Genomic DNA, 16,377 nt, shown 5'->3' with positions numbered 1-16,377 from the left:
TGGTTTCGGATTTTTTTTGGGTTGTTAACAAAAAGTAATGACTTATAAACAAGATGTACATAATAACTAAAAAGTAAAATACAAATTCAATTTGTTACTTTAGCTCCATGGAAAAAAGTATAGGAATAAACCCAATAAAGGTAGATAAAACGACCATCATTAATCTTGAAAAAGGTAAATTACCTCCACAAGCCTTAGACCTCGAAGAAGCTGTTCTTGGAGCTATGATGATTGATAAAAAGGGAGTAGATGAGGTCATTGATATTTTACAACCCGATGCTTTTTATAAAGACGCACATAAATATATTTTTGAGGCTATTTTTCAATTATTTACTGATTCTCAACCGATCGATTTGCTAACGGTTTCGGCACAATTAAAAAAGAATGCCAAATTAGAATTGGCAGGAGGTGATTTTTACTTGATTCAATTAACGCAAAAGATATCTTCTTCTGCACACATCGAGTTTCACTCAAGAATCATACTACAAAAATATATCCAACGCAGTTTGATTAGAATTTCTTCTGAAATAATAGAAGATTCGTATGATGAAACAACGGATGTTTTTGATTTATTGGACAAAGCTGAGTCCAAATTGTATGAAGTCACTCAAGGAAATATCAAAAGAAGTTCAGAGACCGCTCAAAGTTTGGTAATTCAAGCGAAAAAACGTATTGAAGAAATTGCCAATAAAGAAGGCTTAAGTGGTATTGCTACGGGTTTTGAAAAATTAGATAAAGTAACCTCGGGTTGGCAGCCTTCCGATTTGATAATTATTGCTGCCAGACCAGGGATGGGGAAAACAGCATTCGTGCTTTCTATGGCACGTAACATGGCTATCGATTATGGAAAACCTATCGCAGTTTTTTCATTAGAAATGTCGTCTGTACAGTTAATTACACGTTTAATATCTTCAGAGACAGGATTGTCTTCTGAAAAATTACGAACAGGGAAACTAGAAAAACACGAATGGGAACAATTAACAGTAAAAGTAAAAGACTTAGAAAAAGCGCCACTTTACATTGATGACACACCTTCTTTGTCTATTTTTGACTTGAGAGCCAAGGCAAGACGTTTGGCATCCCAACACGGGATCAAACTGATTATCATTGATTATCTTCAATTGATGACGGCTGCAAGTAATTCTAAAGGAGGCGGGAATCGTGAGCAAGAAATTTCAACTATTTCTAGAAATTTAAAAGCCTTAGCAAAAGAGTTGGACATCCCTGTAATAGCTTTATCCCAATTATCGCGTGCGGTAGAAACTCGTGGGTCAAGTAAAAGACCCTTGCTCTCAGATTTACGTGAATCGGGTGCTATTGAGCAAGATGCCGATATTGTATCGTTTATTTATCGTCCAGAATATTACAAAATTGATGAATGGGATGATGAAGAACAATCTCCAACAGCAGGTCAGGCCGAATTCATTATCGCAAAACATAGAAATGGATCTTTGGAAAATATCCGTTTAAAATTTATAGGAAGTCTTGGGAAATTTGATAATTTAGAGGATTTTTCGAGTGGATACGATGATTTGCCTTCGAAAATGAATCTGGATGATAATCCGTTTTTTACGAAAAATCTTCCCACACCCAATGAAGCTTTTGGAAGTCACATGAATTCGAATGATGACGATAGTGATGTACCATTTTAAAAAAATGAATCCCGAGAAATTCGGGATTTTTTTATGATTTTGTTTGCATTAAAACTAGTATCTTTGAGTTCAAATTAAGAAGAACATGGATTTAAAAAGAGTTGTAATTGTATTAGTGCTATTAGTTCCGTTTATTACAAAGGCAAGTTTTATTTTGTTGCCCATGGATGAAACGACTCAAAAAAATCATCTCAAAGCCTATGGAGTGACCTATTGGGCACTTGATAAAAAATACAAAGCGAGTTGGTTACTAAATTATAGGGGAGGTTCTTTTCTGTTGCCCGATGCACCTGAAATTCGTAAGGAATGTCAAATCAGAGGAGTAAGTTTTGAAGTAATTTCAGATGCAGAACAAGCTAGTATTTTGGCTGAGATTGCTTCTCCTTCACAAAATATGGAAGCCGTAGTGTTAGAAAAAGCACCAAAAATTGCAGTATACACGCCACCAGGAAAACAACCTTGGGATGATGCTGTAACAATGGTGTTGACCTATGCTGAAATACCCTTTACACCCATTTATGATGAAGCGGTTTTAAGCGACCAATTGGTTTTGTACGATTGGTTGCATTTGCATCACGAGGATTTTACAGGGCAATATGGTAAATTTTACGGAGCTTATCGCAATGCACCATGGTATATCGAGCAAAAAAAAGAGGCAGAAGCACTTGCAGCTAAGTTAGGGTATGCTAAAGTGTCACAGGAGAAATTAGCTGTAGCCAAAAAAATACGTGATTTTGTTATTGGAGGAGGGTTTATGTTTGCGATGTGTTCGGCTACCGATAGCTTTGATATAGCTTTGGCAGCAGAAGGAGTGGATATTTGTGAGCCTATGTTTGATGGAGATGATAGCGAACCGAATTACCAAGCTAAAATTGATTATGCTAAAACGTTTGTTTTTAAGAATTTTATATTAGATAGAAGACCAGAACATTACGAATTTTCAGATATCGATACCACTGAAAAAAGAGGTAACGTGCCCTTTGAAAAAGATTATTTTACATTAATGGATTTTTCTGCCAAGTGGGACGTAATTCCTTCTATGTTATGTCAAAATCATACTTCATTAATCAAAGGATTTATGGGACAAACAACGGCTTTTGAAAGAGATTTAGTGAAATCAAGCGTATTAGTTTTAGGGGAAAATGAATTAAACGGAGAGGCGCGTTACATTCACGGACAAAAAGGGAAAGGTTTTTTTACTTTTTATGGTGGGCATGATCCAGAGGATTATCGCCATCAAGTAGGTGATCCGCCAACAGTATTAGATTTACATCCCAATTCGCCAGGATTTCGCTTGATTTTAAATAATGTATTGTTTCCTGCAGCGAAAAAGAAAAAACAGAAAACCTAGGAGCAAAAAAAATCCCAAATTCCGCTTTCTGGAATTTGGGATTTATATTTTTTGAGAAGACTTACTTATTATTATCCATAATATAGTTCAAAACTTTTGTCATCAAATGCACTCTATCTTTTCCTTGAACATTGTGTTTGTGCATAGGGTAAGGAAAATAATCCACTTGTTTCCCCGCTTCTATAAACTTTTTCACCAAAGATAAATTATGTTGCTCAACTACTGTATCATCATTGGTGCCATGAATTAAAAGTAGTTTTCCTTTCAGGTTATTTACATAGTTTAACGTACTAGCTTCATCAAATCCTTTTTGGTTTTCTTTGGGAGTATCCATATAGCGTTCACCATACATCACTTCATACCATTTCCAATCTGTTACAGGTCCTCCAGCAACACCTACTTTAAAGGTGTCAGCTTTTCGTAACATTAACGAAGTAGTCATAAATCCACCGAAACTCCATCCATGCACAGCTAATCTGTTAGCATCAACATAAGGCAATGATTTTAAATAGTCTACTCCTTTGAGTTGATCTTCCATTTCGTTAACTCCTAAATGTCCATGAATTACACTTTCAAAAGCAAATCCTCGATTATCTGAACCACGATTATCAACTGTAAACACCAAGTATCCTTGTTCTGCCATCCAATACATCCAAAGGTTTGCTCCATCTAAAAAGGAATTCGTAACTAATTGTGCATGAGGTCCTCCGTAAACATAAACCAATACAGGATATTTTTTGTTTGGGTCAAAGTGGCTTGGTTTTATCAATCTGCTGTACAAATCTGTTACGCCATCAGCGGCTTTAATAGTTTTAATTTCAGCTGTTCCTATTTCATAGCCATCATATTTGTTTTTGCTTTCCAACAATGTTGTTGCTTTGAGATTTTTATCATAGAGCAATGATTTTGAAGGAGTACTATGGTTTGAAAATTCATCGAATATCCAATTACCATCAGGAGAAACAGTCACATTATGAACGCCTAAATCTTTAGTAACAAGGGTTTGCTTTCCTTTCAAATCTACTTTGTAAACGAGCATATTCATGCCATTTTCGCCTGTTGCTTTGAAATAAATTTCGGTGCCTTTAAGATTTGCACCAAGAATCTCTCTAGCGGGAAACGTGTTAGTCGTTAATTGCTTAATTAGTTTTCCTTCGATAGAGTAGTAGTATAAGTTTTGGAAACCATCTTTTTCACTAAACCAAACAAAATTATTTGAATTTGAACGAGGGAAAAACGCTTTATGTTCAGGTTCAACCCAATGATCATTTTTTTCATTTAAAATTGTTCTAACAAAAGTACCCGTATTAGCATCGTATACATTCAAATGCATATCGTTTTGTTCTCGGTTTAATTCAGCAATCAAAATGTATTTTTCATCAGGTGTCCAAGCTAAATTCGTTAAATAATCTTCTACAACTCCACTTTTTGGTGATATGTAAAACAGATTTTTAGTATTAAGATTATAAATACCCACTCTAGGTTTTTCCGATTTCTGACCAATCATAGGATACTTTATAGATACTAATTTCCCTGGAGTTTGTGTAATATCCAATAAAGGATAATCTGCAACGTCACTTTGATCTTTTTGATAAAACGCGATATAGGATGATTTAGGTGACCAGAAAATCCCGTTAGTAATTCCAAATTCGTTTCGAGCAATCGATTGTCCAGAAACGATATCTTTGTTTGATTCATTCGTAACGGTAATTTTTTCTTTGTTATTGTTTAGGTAATATAGATTATTACCTTCTGTAAATGCTAATTGGTTGAAATGACTATCAAAGGTTTGATTTTCTGCATTCTCATTCGTTTCCTGTAGTAACTTGCCCGATTTTAAGATTACATTATAAGTGTAATATTTACCGTTATCCGATAGTACTATAGAATTGGTATCCATCCATTGAACGCCTATAAAGGATTTTAATTGTGTCCCTAGTGCGGTATTGATTTCAGTTATTGAAACTAACGTTTTTGCATTTTTATCGTTAGCTGATGCTGACATCATTTTACTCCATGCATCAGTGTAATAAACGTAATTATTAGAGTTTGGAATCCATTGAAACCCTGTTAATTTGTCCGCACCAAATTTTTTATTTTGTTGCAATACAGCATCCTCTAGTGTAATTTTTTTTAATTGAGCTTGTGTTGATGTTATAAAAAAAACACTCAATAGAAGTATAAAATTTCTAATCATAATATAGTTTGTTTTCATAAAGTTATAGTTGTTTGACTTTAAAAGTTGTTGGTTGTTACAATAATTAGTCTTCTTCAATTTCAAATTCGGCATCTTTTTCCCAAATTTCCATTTCACAAGGTTTGCAATTAAATTTCAATTTGTATTCTAATTCACCTTGTTTGAGTACTAAAGGTTCTTGAAGTTTTTCACCCAAAGTGTCTTTGTGATATTTTGGACATTTCTCAAGTTCATATTTGATGCAATATTTTGTCGTCATCACTTTCGATTTACCGGGATCCCATTGTAATTCAAAAGCTTTTTCGATTTCGGTCACTCCATGTCTTTCATAAAATTGACGCGCCAAAGCATTAGAAACATTATACATATAATCAAGGCTGCTTTCAGGATATGGATGTGAAGTCTTAACGATTTGATGGGTATTTCTTTGGTAGTTTTTTAAACGAATTTCAGATAATTGTTCTAGCACTAAGCGACGCATTTCATTTATTTTTGAAATAGGTAAAAACCAATTTTTAGAAAAATCGATGGTAATAGTAGGAATACTATAGGGTGTAAATCCAGTTTTAGCCAATTGAGTTTTGATAGTAGTCTCAATAGATTCGTTGTTTTTTGTTTCCTCTTTTGGATGTTCCATTACAATGGTACTGGTTGTGCCATCTTCATCGGTCGCTATTAATTCAAAACCCTGCTCTTGCTCCTGAAGTAAGAGGGAAACTCTGATTTTCCGAATGGCACTATCTTCTCGTTCCACCAATTTAATGAAAGCAGCATCATTGTTTCGATAGATAAACGTTCCTGGTTGAATGTCTTTGAGTACATTTGGATAGATGAACCCCTTTTCGGCTTTATTGACATAAATACCATCGGCTTCATTATTTTCGTTAATAAAACAAAGGCCGTCGCCATTATTAATATAGTGTCCGTTTTCTATTTCGTAAGAATTTCCTACGGTTCGTATCAGTTTTCCAATATATTGTCCTTTCGATTTTGGACTTTCCCATGAACCAATAGATTGATATCGACCATTTACGAAATAATCGGTATAACCTCTATTGAACGTTCGGTTTAGGGCTGCATCAAAAGAAAAAGAGCATGTGCCTGAAGAAGCTTTGGTGTATTTTTCAGCGTTTTCTTCGATGAAAGCATCCAGTTTTTGTCTTAAAAAAGCAACGTTATTTTTTACATAAACCATGTCTTTTAAACGACCTTCTATTTTGAATGAAGTAATTCCTGCTTCTATGAGATTTGGAATTTGGTCGGTAACATCAAAATCTTTTATAGATAATAAATGGCTATTTTTGATTAAAGTAGCACCATTACCATCAATTAAATTATAGGGAAGTCTACAATTTTGTGCACAAGAACCTCTATTAGCACTCCGTTCACCATTGGCCACACTCATATAACAATTCCCGCTAAAGGAAACACAGAGTGCCCCTGTTACAAAGAATTCTAGTTCAACATCAGTAGTTTTGTGTATTTCTTTTATTTGATCAAGATTAAGTTCTCGGGCTAAAACCACACGTTTAATTCCTGCATCGGCAAGAAATTTGATTTTATCCGCATCTCGATTGTTGGCTTGTGTACTCGCATGGAGAACAATAGGAGGCAAGTCCAACTCAAGAATAGCCATATCTTGAATAATTAGTGCATCAACTCCAATGTCATACAATTCCAAAATCAGTTTCTGACATGTTTTCAATTCTTCATCATAAAGGATGGTGTTGATAACTACAAATACCTGAACATTAAATAAATGCGCATACGTAACAAGTTCTTGAACATCTTCAATAGAATTATGGGCATTCGAACGCGCGCCAAATTGAGGTGCTCCAATATAGACGGCATCTGCGCCACTATTAATAGCAGCAATACCTTGAATTAAATTTTTAGCAGGGGCTAAAATTTCTATTTTCTTTTTCATTATTCTAGTTTAAAAACATCATAGATTTGAGGATTGCAAATTTCTAATAATTTCTTTGAGTAGTAACATTATTTTACAAAAAAAACCAATTATCTAAAATAGAAAATTGGTTTGTTACAAGAAAAGCAATACCCCTTATTGGTATTGATTGGTTAATTCAAGTTTGTAATATCCTTTTGCTTTTTTCTTGTTGAGATTTACTACAATCACAATATAATGATTTTTGTGTGCTGTTTGAAGCAAGATATGTTCAAACTTTTCGTGAGCATCAATATAGACTTTATAAATCAATTCGCCCTCATTCAATTTTTTTGGAAGAATTTTAGCTTTCTTTAATTCATTGACAAAAGGCCAAATATTATAGATTTTTGTGTTGTCGTGAGTCACATCTATCATTTTTTTGGACAATGTTGCCTCAAATTTTTCCTTTGTAAGATGCTTTGGCCCTTTTTTATTTTTTAATTTTAGGTAAATTACAATAATAAAAACCAATACTGCTATAGCATATATGGAAATAAAATGGACATGGATAAGTTTATCAATAGACATAAAGAGTATTCTTAATTATGGTGCAATGTACTAAAAAATGTACTTCAAGACCATGATAAATCTCATATTATTTTAATAATTCATAATAATTATAAAAACTTTTTAAAAACCCATTAACTTTTATACCTTTGCTAAGTTGCTCAGTATAAGAGCACCATTTTATTGAAAAAATATATTAGCGTTTGCTATAAATTCCTGTTAAAGAAACCGACCAAATTTCTATAATGCAGAACAGGAAGGTATATGTAAATGCTCACGTCAAGGCGTGGGCTTTGCTTTACTTTGTTCTGCGGGTTCTTGGTCGGACCTCTTTAACGAGTACAGCAAGTGTCCCACGCTAGTTTTTTATAATAATTCCACAAAGGGACCTTGTGGTATTGATAAAAAATGAAGTACGTTTTGATTCTCTTTTTTGGCTCGAGTACATTGCTCTACAGCCAAACCCTCCACCACCAAATGCTGGGTGCTCAAGGCACCAGCAAAGTACTCTCCAATGGAACTTATATCAGTCAATCCATCGGTCAACAAAGTGTTATTGGTAATTACACCAAAGATGGTATCACCTACGGACAAGGTTTTCAGCAAAGTGTATGGAGTAAATACATAGAAACGAATTCAAGTAATTCCATAACAACCATTACTTATCCCAATCCTTTTGTTCAAACAATTAATTTTCAATTTTCTAAACCCATAACCGATTTAATTTCTATTATGGTTTTTGACATTAGAGGCAGATTGATATATCAAGAATCAAAGCTTGCTGTTGAAAATATCCTAACTATTGAATTGCCTCAGTTGGCTTCGAGTAACTATTTAGTAAAACTCTCGGCTTCTAATTATACTTATTATTCACAAATTTTAAAACAATGAGAAAATTATTTTTTTTGCTTTTGTTTGTATTTTCTTTAACAAAAGTGCATTCACAAGAAATTTACCTTCAAACGGGTAAAAATTTCACCAATTACGATTACAAAAGTGATAATAGCTCAGCACCCAGTCTGCAAGCTGGTAGTGGCAACTTTTATGAAATCGGTTATATTATGACACTCAACAACGAAAAGTTGAAATATGCCATTGGTTTAGGGTTAAACGAATACAATGCTATTGGTGGCAGTGTGGTCAATTCCTATTCTTGGAATACGCAATATCTAGGAATTCAAAATACCTTTTCAGTAGCCTTTGTAAAAGCCAAAGGATTTGAAGGTACTGCTCATGCTGGATTAGGAATGAGTACACTTATTTATGGAAAACAAAACCTCAATGGACAGTATCTTGATTTAGCTTCACAAAAAGAATTTTCAGGATTTTGGGTAGCACCAAGACTAGGCATACAAGCCAGTTATAATATCGAAAATGATATTTTCCTAAGCTTGGGATATGGCTATGCTAAAAGCTTTAATCTCACCAACAGTACCACCGAAAAACTATCGTTTAACACCAACCAAATTCAATTTGGTCTCCATTTCATGTTTAAATAAAATACACATTTATGAAAAAAATATATCTTTTATTAGTACTACTTTTCGGTTCGGTGATTTATTCACAAACTAACGGAATTACGTACCAAGCCGTACTATTAAATCCAGAAGGCGAACACATTCCAGGATATAATAACAACAGAGCACCACTCGCAAACACAAATGTTTGTATGAGATTTAAGATTTATGCAGGGACTACTTTGGAATATCAAGAAAACCTACCAACTACTACAGATGAATTTGGAATGGTTAACGTAGTGATTGGAACTGGGACCCCAACCGCTGGAACAGTGGCATCATTTTCAGGGATTTTGTGGAATGGCACACCAAAAAATCTTGTAGTAGAAGTAGATACCAAAGGAGTTTGTGTTAATTTCACTGAAATAAGCAACCAACCGTTTACGTATGTGCCTTATGCATTATACGCAGCTAACTCTGGTACACCCGGTCCACAAGGCCCTCAGGGAATTCAAGGTCCAGTGGGAGCAACAGGAGCAACAGGAGCAGCAGGAGCAGCAGGTCCACAAGGCCCTCAAGGAATTCAAGGTCCAGCAGGAACGAATGGGTCTAATGGTACAGATGGTAAAAATGCTCTTGTAAAGACAACCCTTGAACCAGCAGGTGCGAACTGTGCAACTGGCGGAACAAAAATAGAAGTGGGACTAGATGCTAATAACAATGGTGTTTTAGAAGCTAGTGAAATTAACAGTACACAAACCAAATATATTTGCAATGGAGCTCAAGGTCCTCAAGGAATACAAGGTCCAGCGGGTAGTAATGGAACAAACGGAACCAATGGAGTTGATGGAGCAGTAGGTCCACAAGGTCCACAAGGAATAGCAGGAAACAATGGTGTCAACGGACAAGATGGTTTGTCGGCCTATCAAATTTGGTTGAATGCAGGAAATACAGGAACTCAAGCACAATTCTTAGCATCATTACAAGGAGCTCAAGGCCCACAAGGTCCAGCGGGTAGCAATGGAACAAACGGAACCAATGGAGTTGATGGAGCAGTAGGTCCACAAGGACCACAAGGAATAGCAGGAACCAATGGTGTCAACGGACAAGATGGTTTGTCTGCCTATCAAATTTGGTTGAATGCTGGAAATACAGGAACACAAGCACAGTTTTTAGCATCATTACAAGGAGCTCAAGGCCCACAAGGTCCAGCGGGTAGTAATGGAACAAACGGTACCAATGGAGTTGATGGAGCAGTAGGTCCACAAGGCCCACAAGGAATAGCAGGAACCAATGGTGTCAACGGACAAGATGGTTTGTCGGCCTATCAAATTTGGTTGAATGCTGGAAATACAGGAACTCAAACACAGTTTTTAGCATCATTACAAGGAGCACAAGGCCCACAAGGTCCAGCGGGTAGTAATGGAACAAACGGAACTAATGGAGTTGATGGAGCAGTAGGCCCACAAGGCCCACAGGGAATCCAAGGTCCACAAGGTATAGCAGGGACTAATGGTAGTAACGGAACCAATGGAACCAATGGGACTAACGGGAAAAACACCTTAGTAAAAACCACTACCGAAGCCGTAGGAGCTAACTGTGCTACTGGTGGAACTAAAGTTGAAGTTGGATTAGATGCCAACAGTAACGGTGTATTAGATGCTGGTGAAGTAAATGCAACCTTGACAAAATATATTTGTAATGGGGCAGTTGGAGCTAATGGGGCTCAAGGACCTATTGGTTTGACGGGTGCAACGGGACCACAAGGTCCTGCTGGTCCAATTGGTGCTACTGGGGCAACTGGTTCGCAAGGAATTCAAGGAGCTACTGGACCACAAGGAATACAAGGTATAGCAGGGACTAATGGTGCTAACGGAACCAATGGGGTAAATGGAGTAGATGGTAAAAATACGCTCGTGAACACCACTGATGAACCTGTTGGGGCTAACTGCGCAACTGGCGGAACAAAAATAGAAGTGGGATTAGATGCCAACAATAATGGCTTATTAGATGCAGGAGAAGTAAATGCAACCCTAACCAAATATATTTGTAATGGCGCTAATGGAACAAATACTTTGGGTAACGGAAATATAAAAATATTTAACACAGCAGGAAATTATAATTGGACAGTACCTGATGGAGTTAATAATGTAATAGTAGAAGTAATATCAGCAGGAGGAGGAGGAGGTGCTGGAGGTAGTAAAAAAATTTATGCTGGAGCTGGTGGCGGGGGTGCTAGTGGGGGATATAAAAAAATGAGAATTTCAGTTATTTCAGGTCAAACTATTAATTGTCAAGTTGGAGCTGGAGGAGCTGGAGGATTGGTAAATAATACAGGAAGTGGTAATTCTGGACAAAATGGAGGTAATACAAGTTTTGGAAATTATCTAACTTTAATTGGTGGTAGCGGTGGTGGCGGAGGTGGCGGAGGTGGAAACATCAATACTTTAGGTTCAGGTGGCGCAGGCGGAAGTGCCACTATTAATGGTAATAATGGAGTAGCTGGCGATATGGGTGGTTTCCAAGTTAATAATGGTTATGCTTATGGTGGTGATGGTGGTAGTGTTTGTTGTGGTCTTGCTGCAGGGGGTGTAGGTTGTAAAACATACATTACATATACTTTAGGAGGTCCTGGGGGTAATGGAGAATCTAGCGGAGGCGGAGGTGGAGGTGGAAGCGGTTCTAACAATAACGGTATTGGTGGTCCAGGAGGTAATGGTGCTGATGGAATGATAATAATATATTATTAGACACTTTCCCCAGCTCCGCAAAGAGTTCTAATTAAAATAATTGTTCCTATGAAAAGCTGCGCAAAGTCAGGAGACATTTGCGCAGCTTTTCAAATGAACTCATGGCATAGCTGGTTGCAGTCACAATTGTTTAAAAAAGCAAAGTGCTTTCTAGATAATTTAGTTAGCTTGTTCTTTATATACAAAACTCAAGTACTTCTAGTAAAGTCGTCTTGACGAGTTATCAAAACGACCGCGGTCGTTTTGTAATTTGACCGCGGTCGTTTTTTAAAATGACTGCGGTCATTTATAGAATTGACCGCGATCATTTATAAATAACTTCAAGGACTCTTTTAAGAAAGCTCAAAACAGATACGATCATCACTCAGCATCTAAAGGAATCCTTTCATATACCATATCAAATACATTAAGAGCTACAAAAAAACTACAAATTTTAATATGTAGATTTTTTATTAATCCTACCGCAATGAAGTTGCAGTGGTAATTGCTTAGAGATTTAGTCTTTAAATTTTTATATCAACAAGTTTTATAAATTCAAATTCTATTACACCACCCATAGTAGTACGAGTCATATAGTTAATTTAGGACGAGTCAGTCAAGGGTTATCTTAGAGGATACTTAGTAGATACTTGGTAGATACTTAGTATCTAGTGAGTATAAAAAATCCCAACCGAAAGATTGGGATTTTCTGTATGTAAGTAAGTTAAAAAGGTTGTACAAACGTTTATTATTTCACTTTTTTCACAACAGCTTTGAAAGCTTCTGGATGATTCATGGCTAAGTCAGCTAATACTTTACGGTTCAATTCGATTCCGTTTTTCTTAACTAACCCCATAAATTGAGAATAAGACATTCCTTCCAAACGAGCTCCAGCGTTAATACGTTGAATCCATAAAGAACGGAAATTTCTTTTATTCTGTTTTCTATCGCGATAAGCATAAACCATCGCTTTTTCAACTGCATTTTTAGCTACAGTCCAAACGTTTTTACGACGACCAAAGAAACCTTTGGCTTGCTTCATCATCTTTTTTCTTCTTGCTCTTTTAGCAACTGAATTTACTGATCTTGGCATAATTTTCTTGTTTTTTTGTAGTAGGCGTCCCGAATTGAATCAAGAGAACTTAAAGCCATACTCCAAGGTTATTAAAATTGTTTTTAACCTAAAGAATTTTTAGTTATTAGTAAATAGTGATTAGTGAATAGCAAAAAGCTAATTACTAAGAGCTAATTACTAGCTACTAATTATATAATTCTTAATTGTTGTTTGATGCTTTTCTCATCTGCTTTATCAACTAATGCAGCATGAGTTAAAGCTAATTTACGCTTCTTAGACTTTTTAGTCAAGATGTGGCTTTTGAAAGCGTGTTTTCTTTTAATCTTTCCAGAGCCAGTCACTTTGAATCGTTTCTTAGCGCTAGATTTAGTTTTCATTTTAGGCATAATTTCCCAAATTTATTTACATTAACTTACTTACTTTATTGGTACACTATTTAGTCTGCTTGCTGAGACTGAACACTGTTTACTTTTTCTTCTTCGGAGCGATATACATAATCATACGCTTCCCTTCCAAAACAGGTAATGACTCTACTTTTCCGTGTTCTTCTAAGTCTTGAGCCAATCGTAACAACAATATTTGTCCTTGCTCTTTATATATAATCGACCTTCCTTTAAAGAAAACAAAAGCTTTTAATTTAGAACCCTCTTTAAGAAACTTCTCTGCATTCTTTTTCTTAAATTCGTAATCATGTTCATCAGTTTGTGGTCCAAAACGAATTTCTTTAACCACAATTTGAGCCGACTTCGCTTTAATTTCTTTCTCACGCTTTTTCTGCATGTAAACAAACTTTTTGTAGTCTATTATTTTACATACTGGAGGTTCAGCGTTTGGCGAAATCTCTACCAAATCCAGTTCTAATTCATCGGCCATTTTCAAAGCCTCTGAAGTTTTAAAAATTCCAGGTTCTACATTATCTCCTACGAGACGAACCTCTGGTACACGAATAAAATTGTTTATTCTGTGCTCATCTTTTTTTTCTACTCGAGGTTGATAACCTCTATTGTTTCTAATTGCTATGGCTATATAATTTTAGTTAAACTTCAAATGTTTTTAATGTCTTGGCAATTTCTTCATTTACAATTGTAACGAATTCTTCAACCTTAATAGTCATATTGCCTTTTCCTTCTTGTCCGTGACGACGAACAGAAATAGTTCCGTTTTTTTCTTCTTCTTCTCCAACAATCAACATAAACGGCATTTTTTGAATTTCCGCATCTCTGATTTTCTTTCCAATCGTTTCGTTGCGGTTGTCAATTTGGGCGCGAATTTCGTGATTTTCTAGTAATTCTAAAACTTTTTTCGCATAATTTTCATATTTCTCGCTCAAAGACAAGATAATAGCTTGTTCAGGCATCAACCAAAGAGGGAAATTTCCTGCGGTATGTTCTAGTAAAATAGCGATAAATCGTTCCATAGAGCCAAATGGAGCTCTGTGAATCATTACGGGTCGATGCAATTTATCGTCTGCTCCTTTATAAGTCAATTCAAATCGTTCAGGTAAATTGTAATCAACCTGAATGGTTCCCAATTGCCAACTTCTTCCTAAAGCATCTTTAACCATGAAATCCAACTTAGGACCATAAAATGCAGCTTCTCCATATTCAACAACAGTATTCAGGCCTTTATCGGCTGCTGCATTGATGATAGCATTTTCCGCTTTTTCCCAATTTTCATCACTACCAATATATTTATCTCTGTTTTCTTGATCGCGTAAAGATATCTGAGCTGTAAAATTCTCAAAACCTAATGAGCCGAAAACATATAATACCAAATCAATTACTTTTTTAAACTCACTATCTAGTTGGTCAGGCGTACAGAATATGTGCGCATCATCTTGTGTAAATCCTCTAACACGGGTCAATCCATGCAATTCTCCACTTTGTTCGTAACGATATACAGTTCCAAATTCGGCATAGCGTTTAGGTAAGTCTTTATACGACCAAGGTTTGGTGTTGTATATCTCGCAATGATGAGGACAATTCATGGGCTTTAACAAAAATTCTTCGCCCTCTGCTGGAGTGGTAATAGGTTGAAAACTATCTGCACCATATTTAGCATAATGACCTGATGTGACATAAAGCTCTTTTTGGCCAATATGAGGCGTTACGACTTGCTCGTAGCCTGCTTTTTTCTGAGCTCTTTTCAAGAATTGTTCCAAACGGTCTCTTAAAGCAGCTCCTTTTGGTAACCATAATGGCAAACCTTGACCTACTTTTTGTGAAAATGCAAACAAATCTAATTCTTTTCCTAACTTTCTATGATCACGTCGTTTTGCTTCTTCCAATAGTTCTAAATAATCTGTAAGATCCTTTTGTTTTGGAAAAGAGATTCCATAAACTCGAGTCAACTGTTTGTTTTTTTCGTCACCACGCCAATACGCACCAGCAACACTCATGATTTTAACAGCTTTAATGAGTCCAGTATTTGGAATATGACCCCCTCGACACAAATCAAAAAAGTTGGAATGATCACAAAATGTAATAGTTCCATCTTCTAAATTCGTAATCAACTCGGTTTTGTACTCGTTGTTTTTGTAGGTTTCTAAGGCTTCTGCTTTTGAAACGGAACGCATTTTAAATTCGTGCTTCTCTCTTGAAATCTCTAAAATTCGATCTTCAATGGCTTTAAAATCATTTTCAGATATTTTGTTGTCACCAAAATCAACATCATAATAAAACCCGTTATCAATCGCCGGACCTAAAGTTAATTTAATTCCTTTATATTTTTCTTCTAAAACCTGTGCCATAACGTGTGACGTTGAATGCCAAAAGGCTTTTTTACCTGCTACGTCATTCCACGTATATAATATGAGACATCCGTCGGTGGTTAATTCCGTTGAAGTTTCTATAGTTGTACCATTAAAAGCAGCCGAAATCACATTTCTTGCTAATCCTTCACTAATGCTTTTCGCAACATCCATAGGAGTAGAACTCTTGGCAAACTCCTTAACCGAACCATCAGGTAGCGTAATCTTTATCATTCCTAAAATTTTATGAAGTGCAAATATATATGTTTATGAAAATACAAACAATATATTATAGGTATAATATTAAAGATTTTAATTAGAAGCCCAAACGGTTGTTTATTGTGATGATTGTAATTCCCGCTTTTCGCGCTACGAGGTAGCTAGCTTCAATCGGGGCTAAGGGCAGTCTATGGGAGTAGAATACACTAGAGTGGTACATGTTTTGATTCAATAGTCGTTGGGTAAAAAAAAAACTTTAGCGACAACCTTCATAAAATCAGATGATTAAAAAATACTTTAAAAAAAGGTTGTTAAAAGATTTGTTAGAATGGAAAAGAGGAGTAGTTTTGCACCCGCAAAGAAGTTCCCGGAAGCTTATTAATGAATAAGAAAGAAGTGAATAGAAAAAGGCGAAGTTCATTAAAAAGATTGTTAAAAAAAACTTTAAAAAAGATTTGTGAGATTAGATAAAGGTATTATCTTTGCAGTCCGC

At 35.7% G+C, this 16,377-nt stretch carries 12 protein-coding genes; 5 read left to right on the top strand and 7 right to left on the bottom strand.

The genetic code is table 11. The features are described 5' to 3' along the window. The first annotated feature begins 107 nt into the window (after window positions 1-107). Together dnaB and CLV55_RS10980 are read left to right on the top strand one after the other, a co-directional pair. On the top strand, window positions 108-1,652 hold the full coding sequence (dnaB, locus tag CLV55_RS10985) for a replicative DNA helicase (protein WP_112113848.1): 1,545 nt from the start codon (window positions 108-110) through the stop codon (window positions 1,650-1,652). An 85-nt stretch (window positions 1,653-1,737) separates the two neighbouring features. Next, window positions 1,738-3,003 (top strand): asparagine synthetase B, encoded by a 1,266-nt coding sequence (locus CLV55_RS10980; protein WP_112113847.1) that lies wholly within the window; start codon window positions 1,738-1,740, stop codon window positions 3,001-3,003. Between the two features lie 61 nt (window positions 3,004-3,064). On the opposite strand, the gene CLV55_RS10975 is transcribed toward CLV55_RS10980, so the two are convergent. The 3 genes from CLV55_RS10975 to CLV55_RS10965 form a co-directional block, all read right to left on the bottom strand. Beyond that, entirely contained in the window at window positions 3,065-5,218 is a 2,154-nt protein-coding gene (locus CLV55_RS10975) for a S9 family peptidase (RefSeq protein ID WP_245902720.1), read from the bottom strand. Between the two features lie 46 nt (window positions 5,219-5,264). Further along, window positions 5,265-7,127, bottom strand: coding sequence for a peptidase U32 family protein (locus tag CLV55_RS10970; protein WP_112113846.1), 1,863 nt, complete (start codon window positions 7,125-7,127; stop codon window positions 5,265-5,267). A 135-nt stretch (window positions 7,128-7,262) separates the two neighbouring features. Beyond that, on the bottom strand, window positions 7,263-7,676 hold the full coding sequence (locus CLV55_RS10965) for a hypothetical protein (protein ID WP_112113845.1): 414 nt from the start codon (window positions 7,674-7,676) through the stop codon (window positions 7,263-7,265). 387 nt (window positions 7,677-8,063) lie between these two features. Between CLV55_RS10965 and CLV55_RS10960 the strand changes: the two genes are divergently transcribed. From CLV55_RS10960 to CLV55_RS12955, 3 genes are read left to right on the top strand one after another with little or no spacing between them, the layout of a single operon-like run. Next, the gene (locus CLV55_RS10960; RefSeq protein ID WP_112113844.1) at window positions 8,064-8,546 is read left to right on the top strand and encodes a T9SS type A sorting domain-containing protein; all 483 of its coding nucleotides are present in this window, start codon (window positions 8,064-8,066) and stop codon (window positions 8,544-8,546) included. After that, window positions 8,543-9,154 (top strand): outer membrane beta-barrel protein, encoded by a 612-nt coding sequence (locus tag CLV55_RS10955; RefSeq protein ID WP_112113843.1) that lies wholly within the window; start codon window positions 8,543-8,545, stop codon window positions 9,152-9,154. Before CLV55_RS10960 ends, CLV55_RS10955 begins: the two co-directional genes overlap by 4 nt. Before the next feature lie 11 nt (window positions 9,155-9,165). Then, the gene (locus tag CLV55_RS12955; protein ID WP_211306494.1) at window positions 9,166-11,862 is read left to right on the top strand and encodes a DUF7151 family protein; all 2,697 of its coding nucleotides are present in this window, start codon (window positions 9,166-9,168) and stop codon (window positions 11,860-11,862) included. Between the two features lie 727 nt (window positions 11,863-12,589). Here CLV55_RS12955 and rplT read toward each other — a convergent pair. From rplT to thrS, 4 genes are all read right to left on the bottom strand, one after another. Further along, entirely contained in the window at window positions 12,590-12,934 is a 345-nt protein-coding gene (gene rplT / locus CLV55_RS10935) for a 50S ribosomal protein L20 (RefSeq protein ID WP_112113842.1), read from the bottom strand. A gap of 170 nt (window positions 12,935-13,104) precedes the next feature. Beyond that, window positions 13,105-13,302, bottom strand: coding sequence for a 50S ribosomal protein L35 (gene rpmI, locus CLV55_RS10930; protein ID WP_112113841.1), 198 nt, complete (start codon window positions 13,300-13,302; stop codon window positions 13,105-13,107). Between the two features lie 79 nt (window positions 13,303-13,381). After that, window positions 13,382-13,930 carry a translation initiation factor IF-3 gene (infC, locus tag CLV55_RS10925; RefSeq protein ID WP_112113840.1) on the bottom strand — a complete coding sequence of 183 codons (549 nt, stop codon included), beginning with the start codon at window positions 13,928-13,930 and terminating at the stop codon, window positions 13,382-13,384. Between the two features lie 22 nt (window positions 13,931-13,952). Further along, window positions 13,953-15,899 carry a threonine--tRNA ligase gene (gene thrS, locus CLV55_RS10920; RefSeq protein WP_112113839.1) on the bottom strand — a complete coding sequence of 649 codons (1,947 nt, stop codon included), beginning with the start codon at window positions 15,897-15,899 and terminating at the stop codon, window positions 13,953-13,955. Window positions 15,900-16,377 lie beyond the last annotated feature (478 nt).

The sequence above is a fragment of the Flavobacterium aciduliphilum genome (assembly GCF_003268855.1).
In the GTDB taxonomy this organism is placed as follows: domain Bacteria; phylum Bacteroidota; class Bacteroidia; order Flavobacteriales; family Flavobacteriaceae; genus Flavobacterium; species Flavobacterium aciduliphilum.
The sequence above is the reverse complement of the archived record's forward strand: the minus strand, read 5'-3'. Positions and strand labels throughout refer to the sequence as shown.